20 protein-coding genes are annotated in these 15,683 nt (G+C 46.4%); 11 read left to right on the forward strand and 9 right to left on the reverse strand.

The window, feature by feature from the left end:
* Positions 1 to 126: 126 nt before the first annotated feature.
* Positions 127 to 894 carry an enoyl-CoA hydratase gene (locus G4O42_RS04995; RefSeq protein ID WP_032874323.1) on the forward strand — a complete coding sequence of 256 codons (768 nt, stop codon included), beginning with the start codon at positions 127 to 129 and terminating at the stop codon, positions 892 to 894.
* 24 nt (positions 895 to 918) lie between these two features.
* Here the strand turns inward: G4O42_RS04995 and G4O42_RS05000 are convergent, their stop codons facing one another.
* On the reverse strand, positions 919 to 1,104 hold the full coding sequence (locus G4O42_RS05000) for a YhzD family protein (protein WP_015239502.1): 186 nt from the start codon (positions 1,102 to 1,104) through the stop codon (positions 919 to 921).
* Between the two features lie 105 nt (positions 1,105 to 1,209).
* Here G4O42_RS05000 and G4O42_RS05005 point away from each other — a divergent pair, with 105 nt between their 5' ends.
* From G4O42_RS05005 to G4O42_RS05030, 6 genes are all read left to right on the forward strand, one after another.
* Complete coding sequence (locus G4O42_RS05005) at positions 1,210 to 2,106, forward strand: ABC transporter ATP-binding protein (protein WP_007409231.1); 897 nt, start codon at positions 1,210 to 1,212, stop codon at positions 2,104 to 2,106.
* Positions 2,099 to 3,358 (forward strand): ABC transporter permease, encoded by a 1,260-nt coding sequence (locus tag G4O42_RS05010; protein WP_007610385.1) that lies wholly within the window; start codon positions 2,099 to 2,101, stop codon positions 3,356 to 3,358. The genes G4O42_RS05005 and G4O42_RS05010 overlap by 8 nt, the downstream gene beginning before the upstream one ends.
* Positions 3,359 to 3,469: 111 nt before the next feature.
* Positions 3,470 to 4,693, forward strand: a complete 1,224-nt coding sequence (locus tag G4O42_RS05015) for a metallophosphoesterase family protein (RefSeq protein ID WP_032874325.1) — start codon at positions 3,470 to 3,472, stop codon at positions 4,691 to 4,693.
* The gene (locus G4O42_RS05020; protein WP_032874327.1) at positions 4,690 to 7,572 is read left to right on the forward strand and encodes an ATP-binding protein; all 2,883 of its coding nucleotides are present in this window, start codon (positions 4,690 to 4,692) and stop codon (positions 7,570 to 7,572) included. Before G4O42_RS05015 ends, G4O42_RS05020 begins: the two co-directional genes overlap by 4 nt.
* Before the next feature lie 73 nt (positions 7,573 to 7,645).
* Positions 7,646 to 8,590 (forward strand): 3'-5' exoribonuclease YhaM, encoded by a 945-nt coding sequence (gene yhaM, locus G4O42_RS05025; RefSeq protein WP_003155251.1) that lies wholly within the window; start codon positions 7,646 to 7,648, stop codon positions 8,588 to 8,590.
* Between the two features lie 114 nt (positions 8,591 to 8,704).
* Positions 8,705 to 8,932: a sporulation YhaL family protein gene (locus G4O42_RS05030; RefSeq protein ID WP_032874329.1), complete on the forward strand. Its 228-nt coding sequence runs from the start codon at positions 8,705 to 8,707 to the stop codon at positions 8,930 to 8,932.
* 38 nt (positions 8,933 to 8,970) lie between these two features.
* On the opposite strand, the gene G4O42_RS05035 is transcribed toward G4O42_RS05030, so the two are convergent.
* Complete coding sequence (locus G4O42_RS05035) at positions 8,971 to 9,828, reverse strand: peptidylprolyl isomerase (RefSeq protein WP_032874331.1); 858 nt, start codon at positions 9,826 to 9,828, stop codon at positions 8,971 to 8,973.
* Positions 9,829 to 9,986: 158 nt separating this feature from the next.
* Here G4O42_RS05035 and yhzE1 point away from each other — a divergent pair, with 158 nt between their 5' ends.
* Both yhzE1 and yhzE2 read left to right on the forward strand, forming a co-directional pair.
* Positions 9,987 to 10,073, forward strand: coding sequence for a sporulation protein YhzE1 (gene yhzE1, locus G4O42_RS05040; RefSeq protein ID WP_017417375.1), 87 nt, complete (start codon positions 9,987 to 9,989; stop codon positions 10,071 to 10,073).
* 124 nt (positions 10,074 to 10,197) lie between these two features.
* The gene (gene yhzE2 / locus G4O42_RS05045; protein WP_003155248.1) at positions 10,198 to 10,284 is read left to right on the forward strand and encodes a sporulation protein YhzE2; all 87 of its coding nucleotides are present in this window, start codon (positions 10,198 to 10,200) and stop codon (positions 10,282 to 10,284) included.
* A gap of 55 nt (positions 10,285 to 10,339) precedes the next feature.
* On the opposite strand, the gene G4O42_RS05050 is transcribed toward yhzE2, so the two are convergent.
* Together G4O42_RS05050 and G4O42_RS05055 are read right to left on the reverse strand one after the other, a co-directional pair.
* On the reverse strand, positions 10,340 to 10,558 hold the full coding sequence (locus G4O42_RS05050; protein WP_003155245.1) for a hypothetical protein: 219 nt from the start codon (positions 10,556 to 10,558) through the stop codon (positions 10,340 to 10,342).
* A 60-nt stretch (positions 10,559 to 10,618) separates the two neighbouring features.
* On the reverse strand, positions 10,619 to 11,149 hold the full coding sequence (locus G4O42_RS05055; RefSeq protein WP_007409225.1) for a DUF3267 domain-containing protein: 531 nt from the start codon (positions 11,147 to 11,149) through the stop codon (positions 10,619 to 10,621).
* Positions 11,150 to 11,359: 210 nt separating this feature from the next.
* Here G4O42_RS05055 and G4O42_RS05060 point away from each other — a divergent pair, with 210 nt between their 5' ends.
* A complete protein-coding gene (locus G4O42_RS05060) occupies positions 11,360 to 11,701 on the forward strand; it encodes a YhaI family protein (RefSeq protein ID WP_003155243.1) in 342 nt (113 codons plus the stop codon).
* Here G4O42_RS05060 and G4O42_RS05065 read toward each other — a convergent pair.
* Positions 11,698 to 12,309, reverse strand: coding sequence for an HTH-type transcriptional regulator Hpr (locus G4O42_RS05065; protein ID WP_007610395.1), 612 nt, complete (start codon positions 12,307 to 12,309; stop codon positions 11,698 to 11,700). The two genes, G4O42_RS05060 and G4O42_RS05065, sit on opposite strands and share 4 nt — an antisense overlap.
* A 179-nt stretch (positions 12,310 to 12,488) precedes the next feature.
* On the reverse strand, positions 12,489 to 12,845 hold the full coding sequence (locus G4O42_RS05070) for a YtxH domain-containing protein (protein ID WP_007409224.1): 357 nt from the start codon (positions 12,843 to 12,845) through the stop codon (positions 12,489 to 12,491).
* Positions 12,846 to 12,962: 117 nt separating this feature from the next.
* Here G4O42_RS05070 and yhzF point away from each other — a divergent pair, with 117 nt between their 5' ends.
* Positions 12,963 to 13,154, forward strand: coding sequence for a membrane protein YhzF (yhzF, locus tag G4O42_RS05075; protein WP_007409223.1), 192 nt, complete (start codon positions 12,963 to 12,965; stop codon positions 13,152 to 13,154).
* Between the two features lie 57 nt (positions 13,155 to 13,211).
* On the opposite strand, the gene G4O42_RS05080 is transcribed toward yhzF, so the two are convergent.
* The 3 genes from G4O42_RS05080 to G4O42_RS05090 all read right to left on the reverse strand — a co-directional run bounded on the left by G4O42_RS05080 (position 13,212) and on the right by G4O42_RS05090 (position 15,503).
* Positions 13,212 to 13,730 carry a tryptophan transporter gene (locus tag G4O42_RS05080; RefSeq protein ID WP_012117208.1) on the reverse strand — a complete coding sequence of 173 codons (519 nt, stop codon included), beginning with the start codon at positions 13,728 to 13,730 and terminating at the stop codon, positions 13,212 to 13,214.
* Between the two features lie 120 nt (positions 13,731 to 13,850).
* Positions 13,851 to 14,930, reverse strand: a complete 1,080-nt coding sequence (gene serC, locus G4O42_RS05085) for a 3-phosphoserine/phosphohydroxythreonine transaminase (protein ID WP_032874334.1) — start codon at positions 14,928 to 14,930, stop codon at positions 13,851 to 13,853.
* A gap of 135 nt (positions 14,931 to 15,065) precedes the next feature.
* Complete coding sequence (locus G4O42_RS05090; RefSeq protein WP_007409220.1) at positions 15,066 to 15,503, reverse strand: HIT family protein; 438 nt, start codon at positions 15,501 to 15,503, stop codon at positions 15,066 to 15,068.
* Between the last annotated feature and the right edge of the window lie 180 nt (positions 15,504 to 15,683).

Raw genomic sequence — 15,683 nt, forward strand, 5'->3', positions numbered from 1 at the left:
GTTCAGTTTCAAATGATATGCATTTTTCGGTATCTGTTGACCTTGAAAAATAAAGGAGTTTCGCTTCGGAGAAAGGAATATATCATTTGAACAAAATATGTAAGCGGATTCAAGGGGGATGTAAACATGCAGTATATTCGTTATGAAGAAAAGGGAAAGATCGCAGAGATTGTGCTGAACCGGCCTGACAGTTACAACGCGCTGAATGAACAAATGCTCCGGGAATTGGAAAATGCATGCGTGATGGCAGCCGACAGCGAAGCGCTTATCGTGCTTTTACGGGGGGAAGGCCGGGGATTTTCCGCGGGCGGTGATATTCAGATGATGACGTCGGATCATGATTCAGGAGAATATGAACGGCTCATGAAAATGATCGAATCCATTACGCTGACCCTCTATGATATGAAAAAAATTGTGATTGCCGCCATCCACGGAGCCGCGGCGGGGCTCGGGCTGAGTTTCGCGCTGTGCGCCGATATGGTGCTCGCCGAAGAAAACGCCCGCCTCGCGATGAATTTCATCGGCATCGGATTGGTTCCCGACGGAGGAGGCCATTATTTATTAATGAGACGCGTCGGTGAGATCGAAGCGAAAAAACTGATTTGGAGCGGTGAAAAATTGCCTGCTGAAAAAGCTGTGCGGCTCAAGCTGGCCGACGGGCTGTTCAGCGGAGGTCCTGCGGAGGGGGCACAACCGTATATCGACCGATTGCTGCATGCGCCGCTGTCAGCGATGATTGAAACGAAGGCTATTTATCAGAGCCTCCATATCAGCCGGTTAAAAGACGTTTTGTCTCTTGAACGAAAGGCCCAGGAAAATATGAGAAGAACGGATGATCATAAAGAGGGCATCCGCGCCTTTTTAGAAAAACGGACGCCGCAATTTAACCGGTAAAATACAGAAGCCGGAAAGCTTCTGTTATCTGTGGAATAAAATCAGCTTTCCGGCTTCATTTACCAAGCGATGAGTACTGTTCTCAAGCTTTTTTTCCTTTAATAAAGCCTCTCCGGCGGCCTTCGCCTCCGCCTCATTATCCGCTTCGATTCGTTCATTCAGCAGCGTTTCTCCCGACGCATGGAATGCGGTCAATACATATTGTCCCATCATGTCACCCCCTTTATAGAATGATATTCTGATAAAGAATTTAAAATCCTCCATTAATTTTTACCCATTATTAGTATATAATGGGTCAAGGAAGGAGTTGGATTCGTGCTTACAATTGAAAACGTAACGAAAACATTCGGCAGCTTTACCGCTGTTGACAATTTGAACCTGCAAATACCTGAAAGGGAAATGTTCGGGCTGCTCGGCGCAAACGGCGCGGGAAAAACGACGACCTTTCGGATGATTTTAGGTCTTTTAAGCCTGACTGACGGGCATATCACCTGGAAAGGGCAGCCGGTCAATTATTCCATCAGTGAAAAAATCGGCTATCTCCCGGAAGAGCGGGGGCTGTACCCGAAAGTGAAGGTGAGTGACCAGCTTGTCTATCTGGCGAGATTAAAAGGAATGGGCAAAAAAGAGGCGGAAAAAGAGCTCATGACATGGCTCGAGCGGTTCGGCATTACAGATTACAAGAATAAGAAAGTCGAAGAGCTGTCGAAAGGAAACCAGCAGAAAATCCAGTTCATTTCGGCCGTCCTGCATAAGCCTGAACTGCTGATTCTCGATGAACCTTTCAGCGGTCTTGATCCGGTGAATGTCGAGCTGCTGAAAGAAGCGGTTATTTCTTTGAAAAACAGCGGCGTTTCCATCGTTTTTTCAAGCCACCGAATGGAGCATGTGGAAGAGCTTTGCGAGAATTTGTGCATTCTCCAGAAGGGAAAACCCGTCGTCCAAGGCAATCTGAAAGACATTAAGCGGTCTTTCGGCAAAAAAAATGTCACCGTTCATTCAGATGATGACCTCAGCTTTTTAAAAACGCATGAAGGCGTCGTGAAATGGAAGGAAACAAATGACGGGATCAGACTGCAGGTCGCGAATGAACCGGTTTCTCAGGATATTTTCCGGGCGCTGCAAGGGAAAGGTTTTATACGGAAGTTCGAATTGGAAGAGCCGTCACTGCATGATATTTTTATAGAAAAGGTGGGGGCCGTTTATGAGTAAATTTTGGATTATGCTGTTTCATACATATAAAAACAAAATCACGACAAAGTCATTCATTATTTCGACCGCCATTACCGTTTTATTAGTATTAGCGGTGACCAACCTGCAATCGATTATATCCGTGTTTCAATCGGATGACGGCAAGCAGCAAATCGCAGTGATTGATGAAACGGGCGGGCTGTACCCGGCGTTTGCAAAACAGCTTAAAGCGGCGGATACAGACAATGATCTGCAGGCAATGGAGACGAAGGAGTCCGAAAAAGATGCCGTAAAGCGTGTCAAAGACGGTGAATGGGACGGACTGTTTATCATCAGACAAGATCAAAAAGGTACGATAACAGGAGCATACAAGGCGCTGACCATTTCCGATGAATCAGCGTATAAACTGCTCAAGCAGGCTTTAACCCAGACAAAAACCGCTGTCGAAACCGCCAAGCTTGGCATTTCGGCAGAAAAAGTCAGCAGCCTCTACACTCCGCCGGAAGTCAGCAAAGACGCGCTGGAAAAAGGGGCGAAGTCTGAGGAAGAGCTCGGTCAGGTAATGGGGCTTGTATACATCATGCTGTTTGTCATCTACTTCTCAGTTATCATGTACGCAAGCATGATTGCGATGGAAGTGGCGACGGAAAAATCGTCCCGCGTCATGGAAATTTTAATTTCAAGCATGCCGCCGATTCAGCAGATGTTTGCCAAACTGTTCGGTATCGCGCTCGTGGGGATCACACAGTTTGCGGTGCTGATTGCAGCGGGTTATCTCTCACTGAAGCTGAACCCTCAAAATGATGCGTCGTCGCCGATCAGTGCATTTCTCAATTTTACGGATGTTCCCGTCTCGACGATAGTCTATGCCGTCATTTTCTATTTGCTCGGCTATTTTCTTTACGCGACGCTTGCCGCGTTTCTAGGCAGTGTTGTCAGCCGGATAGAGGACGTACAGCAGACGATTCAGCCGATGGTTTTTTTAGTCGTGGCAGGTTTTATGATCGCCATGTTCGGCATCGGCAATCCTGACGCCGGTTTTATTACCGTTACATCTTACATTCCGTTTTTCACGCCGATGATTATGTTTTTACGCGTCGGGATGCTCGATATCCCGTTTTGGCAGGCTGCGGCCGGAATCGCCCTGACACTGCTCACTATCGTGATCTTTGCAGCGGTCGGCGCGAAAATTTACAAAGGCGGCGTTTTGATTTACGGAAACGCCAGCGGATTCAAAGCGATCAAACAAGCGCTGCGTATCTCCAAGAAATAAGTGAAACAGCCCGGAACAGCCGGGCTGTTTTTTTTATTTTACAGAACGTGCATTCGTATAAAAACGGTGCTAAAATAAGGGTAATTCAATTTGCAGAAAGGGGAGGGCGAGATGGCTGATCTGACGTTTATTCATGCCGCTGACCTGCATCTGGACAGCCCGTTTTACGGCATTTCGAATCTGCCTGAACCGGTATATGCGCGTATTAAAGAAAGCACATTTCACAGCGTCCGCCGACTGACGGACGGGGCACTCCGGGAGCAGGCAGATTTCGTGCTGCTTTCGGGGGATCTGTTTGACGAAGCCAACAGAAGTTTAAAAGCCCAGCTGTTTTTGAGAAAACAGTTTGCGAGATTACAGGAAGCGGATATCCAAGTGTTCGTCATATTCGGCAACCATGATCATTTGGGCGGTAAGTGGACGCCGATTGAATGGCCGGAAAATGTACATATCTTCACCTCGGATACACCGGAGGAAAAATCTTTCTTTAAAAACGGAGAGCTTGCGGCAAGCATATACGGATGCAGCTATCAGGAAAGAAGCGTAACGGTCAATCAGGCGGCCCGTTACCGGAAAATGACCGGCGCGCCTTATCATATCGGCATGCTCCACGGCATGTTATCAGGAGCGGAAGGGCATGACCCGTACTGCCCGTTTACGAAAGAAGACCTTGAAAAAAGCGGCATGGATTACTGGGCTCTCGGACACATTCATAAACGGCAGGTTCTGTCCGCCCAGCATCCCGCCGCCATTTACCCCGGGAATATTCAAGCCCGGCATTTAAAAGAAACCGGGCCTAAGGGATATTATCTCGTCCGGGCGGCAAACGGTGAGATGTCTTGGGAATTCAAAGAAGCGCATGATGTGTTATGGGAGGAGATTGATCTTGATATCTCCGGAGCTGAACATATGACTTCACTTCTGAAAACCGCATCGGATACATTCTCCGGCTTGCGCGCGGCGGGCCGCCCGGCATGTGTCAGGCTGGTGCTTCGCGGCGCGGCGCCCCGCTTTTGGACGGAGGCGCCCGCAGGCATTGCGGAGGAGCTTCTTTCCGCTTTACAGGAGGAAGAGGCCGAAGAGGAATGTTTCGTCTGGCCGCTTGCGCTTGAGGATCGGACGGACGAAACAGACAGCGGGCCGCCCGATCCGTTTTTTAAAGGGCTGCTTCAGGACATAGAACAATGCGCGGACATGAGCGGTGTATTTGAAGCCCTTGAGCGTCATCCCGTATACCGGCGTCAGATGGCTTCATTTACAGATGAAGAGATACTGGATATTAAGCGGCAGGCTCAAGCCGTTTTAAGACGCCAAATGAAGGAGCTTCAGCGATGAAAATAACGGCGATGCATATTTACCAATATGGAAAATTTTCTGACCGGAGTTTTCAGCTGTCAGATTCTCCCGTGCAAGTGATCTACGGATTAAATGAAGCGGGTAAAACGACATTGATGTCCTTCATCAAAAGCGTGCTGTTCGGTTTTCCGAAATCAAAAAAATACGAACCGAAAAACGGCGGGGTTTACGGCGGCACTGTGGAATTGAAGCATGGCGATCACGGTGCTGTCAAAATCGAACGGACAAAAGGCGCCGCCGAAAAAGTCAGAGTGTATACGGCTTCAGGCGAAATCAAGGACGGAGAATGGCTCAAACAGCTTCTCTCCGATACAGACCGGGCGCTGTACGAAGCGATCTATTCGTTCGATGTATTCGGACTGCAGGAGATTCAAGCTTTTAACCGGGACAAAATCGGCGAGTTTCTCCTGTATTCGAGCTTATTCGGGTCGGAAGCGGCGGCAAAGCTTGACGGACGACTGGCAAAAGAACTTGACAGGATGTATAAGCCGAACGGGCGGAACCCCCGCTTAAATCAGGAGTTGGATACATTAAAGCGGCTCAGCGCCCAGCTGAAACAGGCGGAAGCTGCGGAAGCGGGCTATCACAGCCTTCTGGAAGAGAAAAAAAGCGCCGGCGGCCGTTTGCAGGATGCCGAAGCACGATTGAAAGACATAACTGAAGAAATCAAAACAGTAAAATCGGCGATAGAAGCAAAGCCGCTCGCAGACAAAAAAACAGCCTTGGAAAGCGAACTTTCTTCTTATCCGGAAGCATTGAAGCAATTCCCGAAGGACGGAATGCATCAGCTTGAAAAATACGAATCGCATCTCCATCCGAAAGCGGCCCGTCTTGAGGGGCTTCGGGCAAAAGCGGCTGAACTCAGGCGGCAGGCTGATCTGCTCGCTCCAAATGAGGACTTGCTGCAAAAAGAGCGGCAGCTGCAGGAGCTTTCCGGCGAGCAGCATATGTACGAATCGCGCGGCGAACAGCTTGCCGCCATCCAATCACAGATCCGGCAGACATCTGCCCGCGTTTCGTCAGGATTGCAGCAGCTCGGAAGACATGAGGAGGACGGCATTCTTTCACTGAACACCGATTATGAATATGAATGGCGGCTGCAGGAAGCCGTGCAGAGCGCCGGACAGGCTAGAGAAAGAAAGACACAGCTTGATGCGATTTTCGAACAAGCGCGGCTGGAGCTGGAAGAAGCCGAACGAAAACATGCCGTGACGGCGGAAAACATTTTGGACCCCGCTGTCAGGAAAGAAAAAGAAGCCGCTTTACAATCATATAAGCAAACGGCTGATACAGAAGGAAACAAATGGCAGGCACATGTACAGCATCTGGAAAAACAGCGCGCCAAACAAAAAAAGCTCTTTCTCTGTGCGGGCATTCTGTTCATTGCGATTTTCGCTATGTTAAAGGAATGGCTGCCCGCTGCCCTTTTTACCGGTGCTCTGCTGCTATATATGCTGTCCGGCATGCAAAAACCGCTGCCGTCAGAAAGAGGAGGGCCCGGACACAAGAAAAAGAAGCCGGCGATCTCCAAAGAAGCGGCTGATCTTCTGCAGGAAGAGCTTTGGCGTGACGGCCGGCACCGGCAGCAGCTGATTGCGGATCAAGCCGTGCTCGAACAGAAAGAAGCGGCATATGAAAGAGTCATCCGCCAATATGAAGAATGGGAGGCCGAAATGGCGCCGTCTGAAAAACAGGCGGAACTTTTTATGAATGAACTGGGGTTTTCAGGAAGTCCTTCCCATCTTCTTGACGCATATCATGTGATGAAAGATGTCAAAAAAGAAATCCTTAACAAGCATGAGCTGACCATTGAAGCGGGCAGGCTGCAAAAGCTGCAAAGAGCATTTGAGGACCGGGTCAAAAAGCTGAGTCCTTCAGACGGAAGGGAGCTGTCCGTAAAAGAAAGACTGCACGTTTTGCTGGCGCAGGCGGAACGGGCCCGTGAGGAAGCAAAACGAAAACAGGCGCTCGAAACGGATCTGCTGCATGCACAAGAGCAAATGCGTGAATTAAACGAAGAAGTTCATTACTACGAACAGCAGGTCAAACAGCTTTTCATGGCGGCAGGCGCAAACAACCGCGAACACTTTTGTGAACTCGCCAGGCTGAATGAAAGCCGCCGGGAAACAGAGCGGCAGCTGCGCGAAATCAAAACGCACTTGTCCGGCATAGGCGGAAAACAGCTGGAGCCGTACATGAGCCGCACAGTGTCCGAACTTGAACATACAGTCGTTCAGAAGGAAACAGAGAAAAAAACGCTTGAGGAAAAAAGCGCCCAGCTCCGTGAGCAAACCGCTTTATTAACGGTGAAGCAAGAGCAGCTGGAGTCCTCGGGGCTTGTATCCGATTTAAAACAGCAGACAGAAATGCAGAAGGAGCGCGTGAAAAAAAACGCTAAAGAGTGGGCTGCATTACAGACGGTCAGACACATCATCAGGGAAAAAATGGAGCGGCATAAAAAAGTGACGCTTCCCCGTCTGTTAGAAACCGCCGGTGCATTATACGGACCGCTTACGGACGGACGCTATCACAAATTGTATTTCTCCGAGGCTGATGATTCCATTATGGTCATGCGGAAAGACGGAACGGTGTTTTCTGCAGGCGAACTCTCACAGGCGGCATGCGAGCAGCTTTATGCGGCGATTCGTTTTGCCCTTGCGTCAGAGAGGGAATCTGCGGTATCACTGCCGTTTTTACTTGATGACAGTTTTGTCCATTTTGACAGGCAGAGGCTGCAGCGGCTGTTTGATGTGCTGAATCAGCTTTCAGAAGGCGGGCGGCAGATACTTTATTTCACCTGCCATGAGCATGTCAGCCGGTCTTTTCACAGCGGACAAGTCATGCGGCTCCTGTCATAAAAGAGTTTATTTTCAAAAAAGAGGTATGTGCTATACTGGTATTATGTAAGATATGGAGGGAGCTTTTAATAGAATGGCAAAAGGTATTATGCTGCACGAGGTCGGCGAGCAGGTCGATCAATACTTTCTGATTAAATCTTCGACTAAGGGAATCGCAAGCAACGGAAAACCATTCCTGACGTTAATGCTGCAGGACCAATCGGGAGATATCGAAGCGAAGCTGTGGGATGCCAAGCCGACTGATGAAGTAACATACGCGGCGCAGACGATCGTGAAGGTGATCGGAGATGTCCATCACTATCGCGGACGAAACCAGCTTAAGCTGAGAAACATCCGGCCGGCCGGCGAGAACGAAAATGTCAGCATTGATGATTTTCTGGAAACGGCGCCGATTCCGAAAAATGAAATGATGGAAACCGTCACTCAATACATTTTTGAAATGAAAAACCCAAACATCCAGCGGATCACAAGACATCTGGTCAAAAAATATGCGGCTGAGTTTATGGATTACCCGGCTGCGGCTAAAAACCACCATGAGTTCGTCTCCGGGCTCGCGTATCATGTAGTGTCCATGCTGAACCTGGCAAAAGCGATTGCCGATCTGTATCCGTCTCTTGACCGGGATTTACTGTATGCCGGAGTCATTCTGCATGATCTAGGCAAAGTAAAAGAGCTTTCAGGCCCCGTCTCCACAACGTACACCGTGGAAGGGAATCTGCTCGGGCACATTTCGATCATGGTGACAGAGCTTTCAAAAGCAGCCGAAGAGCTTCAGATTGACGCTGAAGAAGTGCTGATTCTGAAGCATTTGATTTTAAGCCATCACGGAAAAGCGGAATGGGGAAGCCCGAAACCGCCGATGGTGAAAGAAGCGGAAATTCTGCACTACATTGACAATCTGGATGCAAAAATGATCATGATGGACAGAGCGCTGGAACGGGTGAAGCCGGGCGAATACACAGAGCGTGTATTTGCGCTTGAAAACCGTTCTTTCTACAAACCGACTTTCCATCAATAAGATAAAAAGGCCGATTCTCTACGATCGGTCTTTTTTACGTTCAGCTCTCATAACTTGTCTTTATCAAGCATAGCTTAGAATAAAGACTCTGGGTGAAAAAGGGAGGAAACCGACGTGCTATTTTTTCCTTGGTGGGTATACCTTTGCATTATCGGAATTATTTTCAGTGCTTATAAGCTTTTCACAACAGCTAAAGAAGAGGAAAAGCTTGACCAGTCGTTTATTGAAAAAGAAGGAAGGGTGTATATTGAACGGATGGAACAGGAACGCGAGCGCCGTATGGCGGCGCCCGCAGGTGAAAACGGGGATGCAGAAGAAAACTCCAATCATTCGATCGCATAAAAAAACTGTGCGGCTCGCCGAGAGCCCGCACAGTTTTTTTATTTAGATTGAGAAGATGATGATGTTGAAGTGTTAAACGTGTCTTTTAAGTCCTTGTCTTCAACTTTTACGTCAGCTTTTTTCATGACTTTTTGAATTGCCGCCTGTACAGCTGAGTTGTCGTTTAATTTCTGCTTAAGAACTTCTTCTTTCAGTTCTTTTTTCATGTCATCATATTTGCCGCGTTCTTCTGTCTTTTTGATGATATGATAACCGAATTTTGTTTTGACCGGATCGCTGACTTGTCCGACTTTCAGGCCGAATGCAGCTTTGCTGAATGTTTCATCCATTGACTTTTTATCGAACCAGCCAAGGTCGCCGCCGTTGTCTTTTGAGCTGTCAGTTGAATATTCTTTCGCAAGCGTTTCAAACTTCTCGCCTTTTTTCAGCTTTTTCTCCACTTCGTCAGCTGTCTTTTTGTCAGCGACAAGGATGTGGCTCGCGCGGATTTTACCTTTTAAGCCGTCGTAATATTCTTTCGTATCGGAGTCAGTCACTTTGATGTTGTCTTTCGCCGCTTTTTGCGCAAGCAGTTCGTACTTCACCTGATCTTTCAGGTAATCTTCGCCGTACTGCTGTTTAAGGGCGCTGTACTGATCGCCGAGCTGCGTTTTGTACTCTTTCAGCTTGTTATCGATTTCTTTATCCGATACTTTGTATTTTTTTGCTAATACTTTTTCTTGTACGAGCTGTGTCAGCACACTTGCGCCCGCGGTTTTTTTCATGTTCGTGTAGAGCTCGCCTTTTGTTACATTTCCGGCATCCGTCTTGGCAATCACGTCGTTGTCGCCGCTGCTGCAAGCGCTGAGAGCCAGGACGCTCGTTGCCGTAATAGCTGCTATCGCGATTTTCTTCATTCCATTAAACACTCCTAATCATCCAAATTAAATTGCATATGCGTATCATAACATATTGTGGCTTTCTGTAAAAAGATTTTAAATAAAGGGCATTCGTCTAGTCAAACTTTTTCCTGATACATACAAATATATTGATCATGAAAAGGAGGTAATGAACCATGGGCGGAGGATATTCAAACGGTTTCGCACTGCTCGTAGTACTGTTCATATTGCTTATCATCGTAGGTGCAGCTTACATTTGTTAAGCGAAACGGATCGCTTTTTCCAAAAGCGGTCCGTTTTCTTACCCGGGCGCCTAATCGTTTCAGAAGTAAATTGCATATGATGTAATTGGAAAAATAAAACGTTTTGTAGGAGGTGCTTTTGGAGATGGGTGAAGTATTTGCAGGCGGTTTTGCATTATTGGTTGTTCTGTTCATCTTATTGATCATCATCGGCGCTTCTTGGCTTTATTAAGAAAAAAATATGGCTGTCGGGGGTCAGACCTCCGTCAGCCATATTTTTTGCCTGTTTACACAGTAAAGGAGATCTCGACGAATGAAGAGATCAGTAAAATTAAAATAGATACATTAATAAAACGGAATACCTTATCCTGCCGGTCTTCAGGAATCTCTCTGACAAGGCATAATGTATTTGTGAGCCTGTTTATGAAATAAAGAATAAACAGGGCAGCCACGATAAAATAGAATAAAATGATGGGAGATTCCCCCTCTCTCTGAACTGCTCCCATATTACATTACCAAATATTTATTAAAAAAGATAGAATGTAACCTGAAAAATCAGCGGGACATCAAGACTCCGGCACTTTTTTTACTAAAATATCAAAACCGTCGGATTCCTGGTCAATCAGACATGATTTGGGCGCTTTGACCAGATGGAGCGCAAACAGAAGATCAGGCAGGCAATACCCCGCATGAATACTCGAAATCATATAAAAGTAATGAGCGTGTCTCGGAAATGCCAGTCCGGCATAAAACAATAACGGCGTAATGAATAAAAACGGGCTGATCGTTGAAATCAGCATCGTTGTTTTCGGTATGCCTTTCCATGTCGGCATCCGCAAGAAGTACATTTTCATTTCCTTTTTTCTTTTTTTACAGATCATCGGCAGGACATGTATGACTTTATGTACAAATAAAGTAACAACGAGCAGAACACAAAAAGCAAACACGTGCCCGTCACTTAAACTGATATTCGGACGCAGCAGCCCGAATGCCAAGAAGTTGCATATAAAAAACAGGATCATAAAACCTACAGCAGTCAATAATAAACGAACCGCACCATAATCTTTGATCAGATTAATGGTTTTCCAGCAATTCATCAGAGTCATCCTTCCGTACAAAGATGGAATACAATCTCAAAATAATTTACTCTCTTCAGGAGAAAAAATCAATCCTTTTTTAAAGAAAAAAATAAACCTGGAAAGAGAAGAACAGAAGAGCTCGGTGAAACATGGAAATGTACGGTTTAACCTTTCTTCTCCATTCATTATCAGCTAAAATAAGATTAAAGATAGAAAGAAGTGAAACGGATGGATTCAATGGATCAGCGTATCGGGCGTTTAGAATATTACATACAATTGCTGGTGAAAACGGTGGATATGGATAAGTACCCTTTTTATGCGATGATGATTGAAAAAGGGCTGACCGAAGAAGAAGGAGAAGAGGTCGGGCGGATCTGCCGCGAATTGGAGGACGAGCTGGAGTCGCAAAAAGCGCAAGGCTTTGTGACGTTTGACAAGCTCCTTGCGCTTTTTGCGGGACAGCTGAACGAAAAATTAGATGTTCATGAAACGATTTTTGCTCTGTATGAGCAGGGGCTTTATACAGCGCTGATGGAAGAATTTATTGAGATTATGAAGCACTTTGATTAACTGTTGATCGGTTCCAGCTCTTCAGCCGTTTCATGGGCAGCCGATTCGTCTGTTTTTTTCTTCAGCCTTCCGTCTTCACTATCAAAATCATTGTTTATGTTTGTCAATGATTTCTCGAATATCTCCATAAAATCTTCGCCGTAAATGTGGCGGATGACACAGGTTAATTCTTCAACCTCAGGAAACTTCCCGAATAAGTGGTAGATCGGCTGTGAGCCTTTAAACACAGCGTTTCTCGACGGATCAAACTCCTCAAGCAGGCTTTCGAATACATTTTCCCCTTCTTCTGTTAACTGAATGTACGTGTTCCGTTTATCATTCAGCCGCTTGGAAAATTTCAGATATCCCCGTTCTTCAAGCTTTTTTGAAAAGTTAAATGCAGTTGATACGTGCATAACGCCGAATTTGGCGATTTCTGAAATAGAAGCTCCTTTAAGCTGATAGGCAATCCATAATATATGATGCTCATTAATATTAAGGTCGTACGGCTTCAGCCAATTCTGCCAGTCTTTCTCGATAGATTTCCAGAGCGCTTTGGACAGCTGCGCCATTTTTTGGGTATAGATTAAAGCTTCTTTTAGATCGTAAGGCGGTTCAACACGATTCAATACAGATCACCTGCTTCACATTTTCTTTTCCTCTATTATGCCAATAAAATAAAGATTAATAAAGATGAAAATTTAAGAATTTTATAATAAATTCTTGATCCGTTGCTGGGAAAGGCTTTAAACCGCAAAAAAAAGTGCGGAACGCAATATGTCCGCACTTTTTTTGGTTGTATAGGATATTAGTTTTGTAAGGTTTTCTCCAGCTGTCTGATTTTCTCTTCGATATCAGCGATTTCCTTTTGGAGATCCTGCTGGTGCGGCTTGATTTCCTCCTGCCACCTTTTAATGCTGGTCTGAAGCTCTCCGCCTACGTCTTTAATGACTTCTGCGCTTTCTTTCGCCGTTTGGACAAGCTGGTCCTTAAGCGCCATTCCGTCTTTTTTTAACCGTTTGATTGTGTCCTCAATTGAATTGCAATTCGCTTTGATTTTGCCCCGCAGCTCTTTTCCGGATGAAGGAGCCGAGAGTAACACCGCTGCGCCTCCGATCAATCCGCCTACGAAAAGGCCTGTTAAAAGGGAACGTCCGTCAGCCATTTGAAATCACCCCGTTTTTTTTCTCGTAACTTTTATCATTTTTGTTCAGAAGAATAAACTTCTATACATAGCTTGCTTTATTTTAGCATATTTTTTAAGGGAAAAGGAGGGAGAAGGTTGTCTGTCTTTATGATTGTTTTATCTTGTATGGCTCTTGTCTTTGCGGCGGGCGCCGTTTATTACCTGAAACTGCTCGGCCAGGCCGCTTCTTATCCGCCGAAGCGGGTCGTCCGCCAAAAGGCCATTGTCTGCTCAGCAGGAACCGCCCTCGCATTGTTCCTTATCTTTTTCACAAAACTTCTCGTATAAAACATGCTGAAACACATTAAAAAACCTCTTCCGGCCGGAAGAGGTTTCGGTATGCGGTTATTTCACCGTTTCAATCATATTGGACCGTTTTAAGATCGTCTGCACAATCGGATGCATAATGATAATGGCGATCGTATTCAGCGCAGCCGCCGGAAGGACGACCGCGAGCACCAATGCGGTGAATCCGCCCGGCAGGCCGACAATCAGAAGGGCCAGCGCCAAAAAGAGCAAACCGGAGATGAAGGTGCCGGCTATCGTAATGACGGCGGCGGCCGCTGTTTTCACGCTCTTTTTCACCAAAAGCGCCAGCGCGAGAAACAGAAACGCCGTTACCGGTTTTTCAATGATATTCGGAAGCTGTCCGCCCGGAAAAGATGTCGTGAGTGCGGAAATGATTCCCGTTACAATCCCAATCATCAGCACGTTCTGCACACGGGGGAATAACAGAATACCCATAAACATCATCACAAGCATCATATCGGGTTTCATTCCGAATAATACCGGCGGCATAATGGAATGAAGCACCGCTCCGATTGCCGCAAACAGGGCCATAATGACTAATTCTTTTGTTTTCATACTAAGCTCTCCTCTGCTAAGCTTTTTCGCCATCCAATAATATGCTCGTCATTTATTGCGATGGCCGGAAAAATTGATATGCAAACAGTATATCAAAGGAACCGTTATGTTAGAAGAAATTTATTCGTTTTCCTGCTGGAACTTTCTCATAAACTGAGCCAGTTTTTCACAATCAGCCAGGCTGACGGCGTTGTAGATAGACGCCCTGCAGCCTCCGACTGAGCGGTGGCCTCCGAGTCCGGTCATTTTAGCCGCTTTCGCTTCTTCAACGAATTTTTTCGTGAGACTGCTGTCGCGGAGGGTGAACGTGACGTTCATGTGAGAACGGCTGTCTTTTGCGGCATGCCCCGCGTAAAACCCGCCGCTTGCGTCGATTGTGCCGTACAGGACGTCGGCCTTTTCCTGATTGCGCCGTTCAGCCGCTTCGACACCGCCGTTTTCAGCCAGCCATTCAAGGACGAGGCTCAGCATATAAATCGCAAATGTAGGCGGCGTATTATACAGTGAATCGGCTTTTGTGTGAGTGGAGTATTTCAAAATTTTAGGGACGTTGGCGTTTTCGTTTTCAAGCCATGATTTTTTCATGATGACGACCGTGACGCCGGACGGCCCGAGGTTTTTTTGGGCTCCGCCATAGATGACATCAAACGTTTTGACATCAATTTTTCTGCTCAGGATGTCGCTTGACATGTCGGCTACGAGCGGGATCGGTGAATTCGGGAACTCTTTCCACTGCGTTCCGAAAATCGTGTTGTTTGACGTAACATGCAGATAGGCGCCGTCTTTGATTCCTGAGAGGTCTGCTTCCGGTATGTGGTTGTGGTTTGAATCTGCGCTTGTTGCCGTAACGGATGTGTTTCCGAACAGTTTCGCCTCGGCGAGTGCTTTTTCAGACCATGCGCCCGTTACGATGAAGTGCGCCGTTTTTTCCGGCGTTAAAAAGTTCATCGGCAGCATGGAGAATTGAAGGCTTGCGCCGCCTTGAAGAAATAAAATATCATAATCGTCGGGAATATCCATCAGTTCTTTCAGAAGGCTTTTGGCTTTTTGGTGCACCGCGTCATATTCTTTGCTCCGGTGGGACAGCTCCATGACGGACATGCCGGTATCATTGAAGTTGACAAATTCTTTTTGTGCTTTTTGCAGCACATCCAGTGGAAGGGCTGCGGGTCCTGCATTGAAATTCGTTGTACGTTCCATGTTTACGATCTCTCCCTGTTTTCCGCTTTAGTGTAAGAAATAATACAATTATCCTATCACAATTTTTTGATTTTTTTGATATGAAAAAATATAATTTATGTTTTTTGTGTTTCCGGACGCAAAAAAACCTCATCTTTAAGATGAGGCAAGCCGTTTTCTGACGGTTGAAGCGATCTCCTGAAGATCGTCAGGCGTATAGTCTTCGGCGTGGGTCTTCCAGACAGCCCCGAAACCGTCTCCTTTTCCGTAACGCGGAATGATATGCATGTGAAAATGGAACACCGATTGGCCCGCTTTTTCACCGTTGTTATTGAGAATATTCAGCCCGATCGGCTCGAATTCATCGCGGATGGCGCGTGCGATTTTCGGCACCGCTTCAAAATATTCTTTAGAAAGCTCAGGCGTAAACTCGTACACGTTTTCGATATGTGTTTTCGGAATCACGAGCGTATGGCCTTTTGTGACCTGGCTGATATCAAGAAACGCCACGACGTGTTCATTTTCGTATACTTTTGAAGACGGAATGTCACCGGCAATGATTTTGCAGAAAATACAATCGTCCGCTTTGTGCATAGATGGGTTTCCTCCCTGAAAAGAAATATATGTATATTCTCATCGTACCACAAAAACGGCCAAAACAAAAAACAGGATGAACGGCTGCGCGTTCACCCTGATGCAGAAGTACGAGCTTTATCACAGAAAATTGAATATGCCTTTTGTAAGCACCTCATTTGTTTTTAAAATGAAGACTTA

Origin of the sequence: Bacillus sp. LUNF1 (assembly GCF_011008975.1) — a bacterium.
In the GTDB taxonomy this organism is placed as follows: Bacteria; Bacillota; Bacilli; order Bacillales; family Bacillaceae; genus Bacillus; species Bacillus velezensis.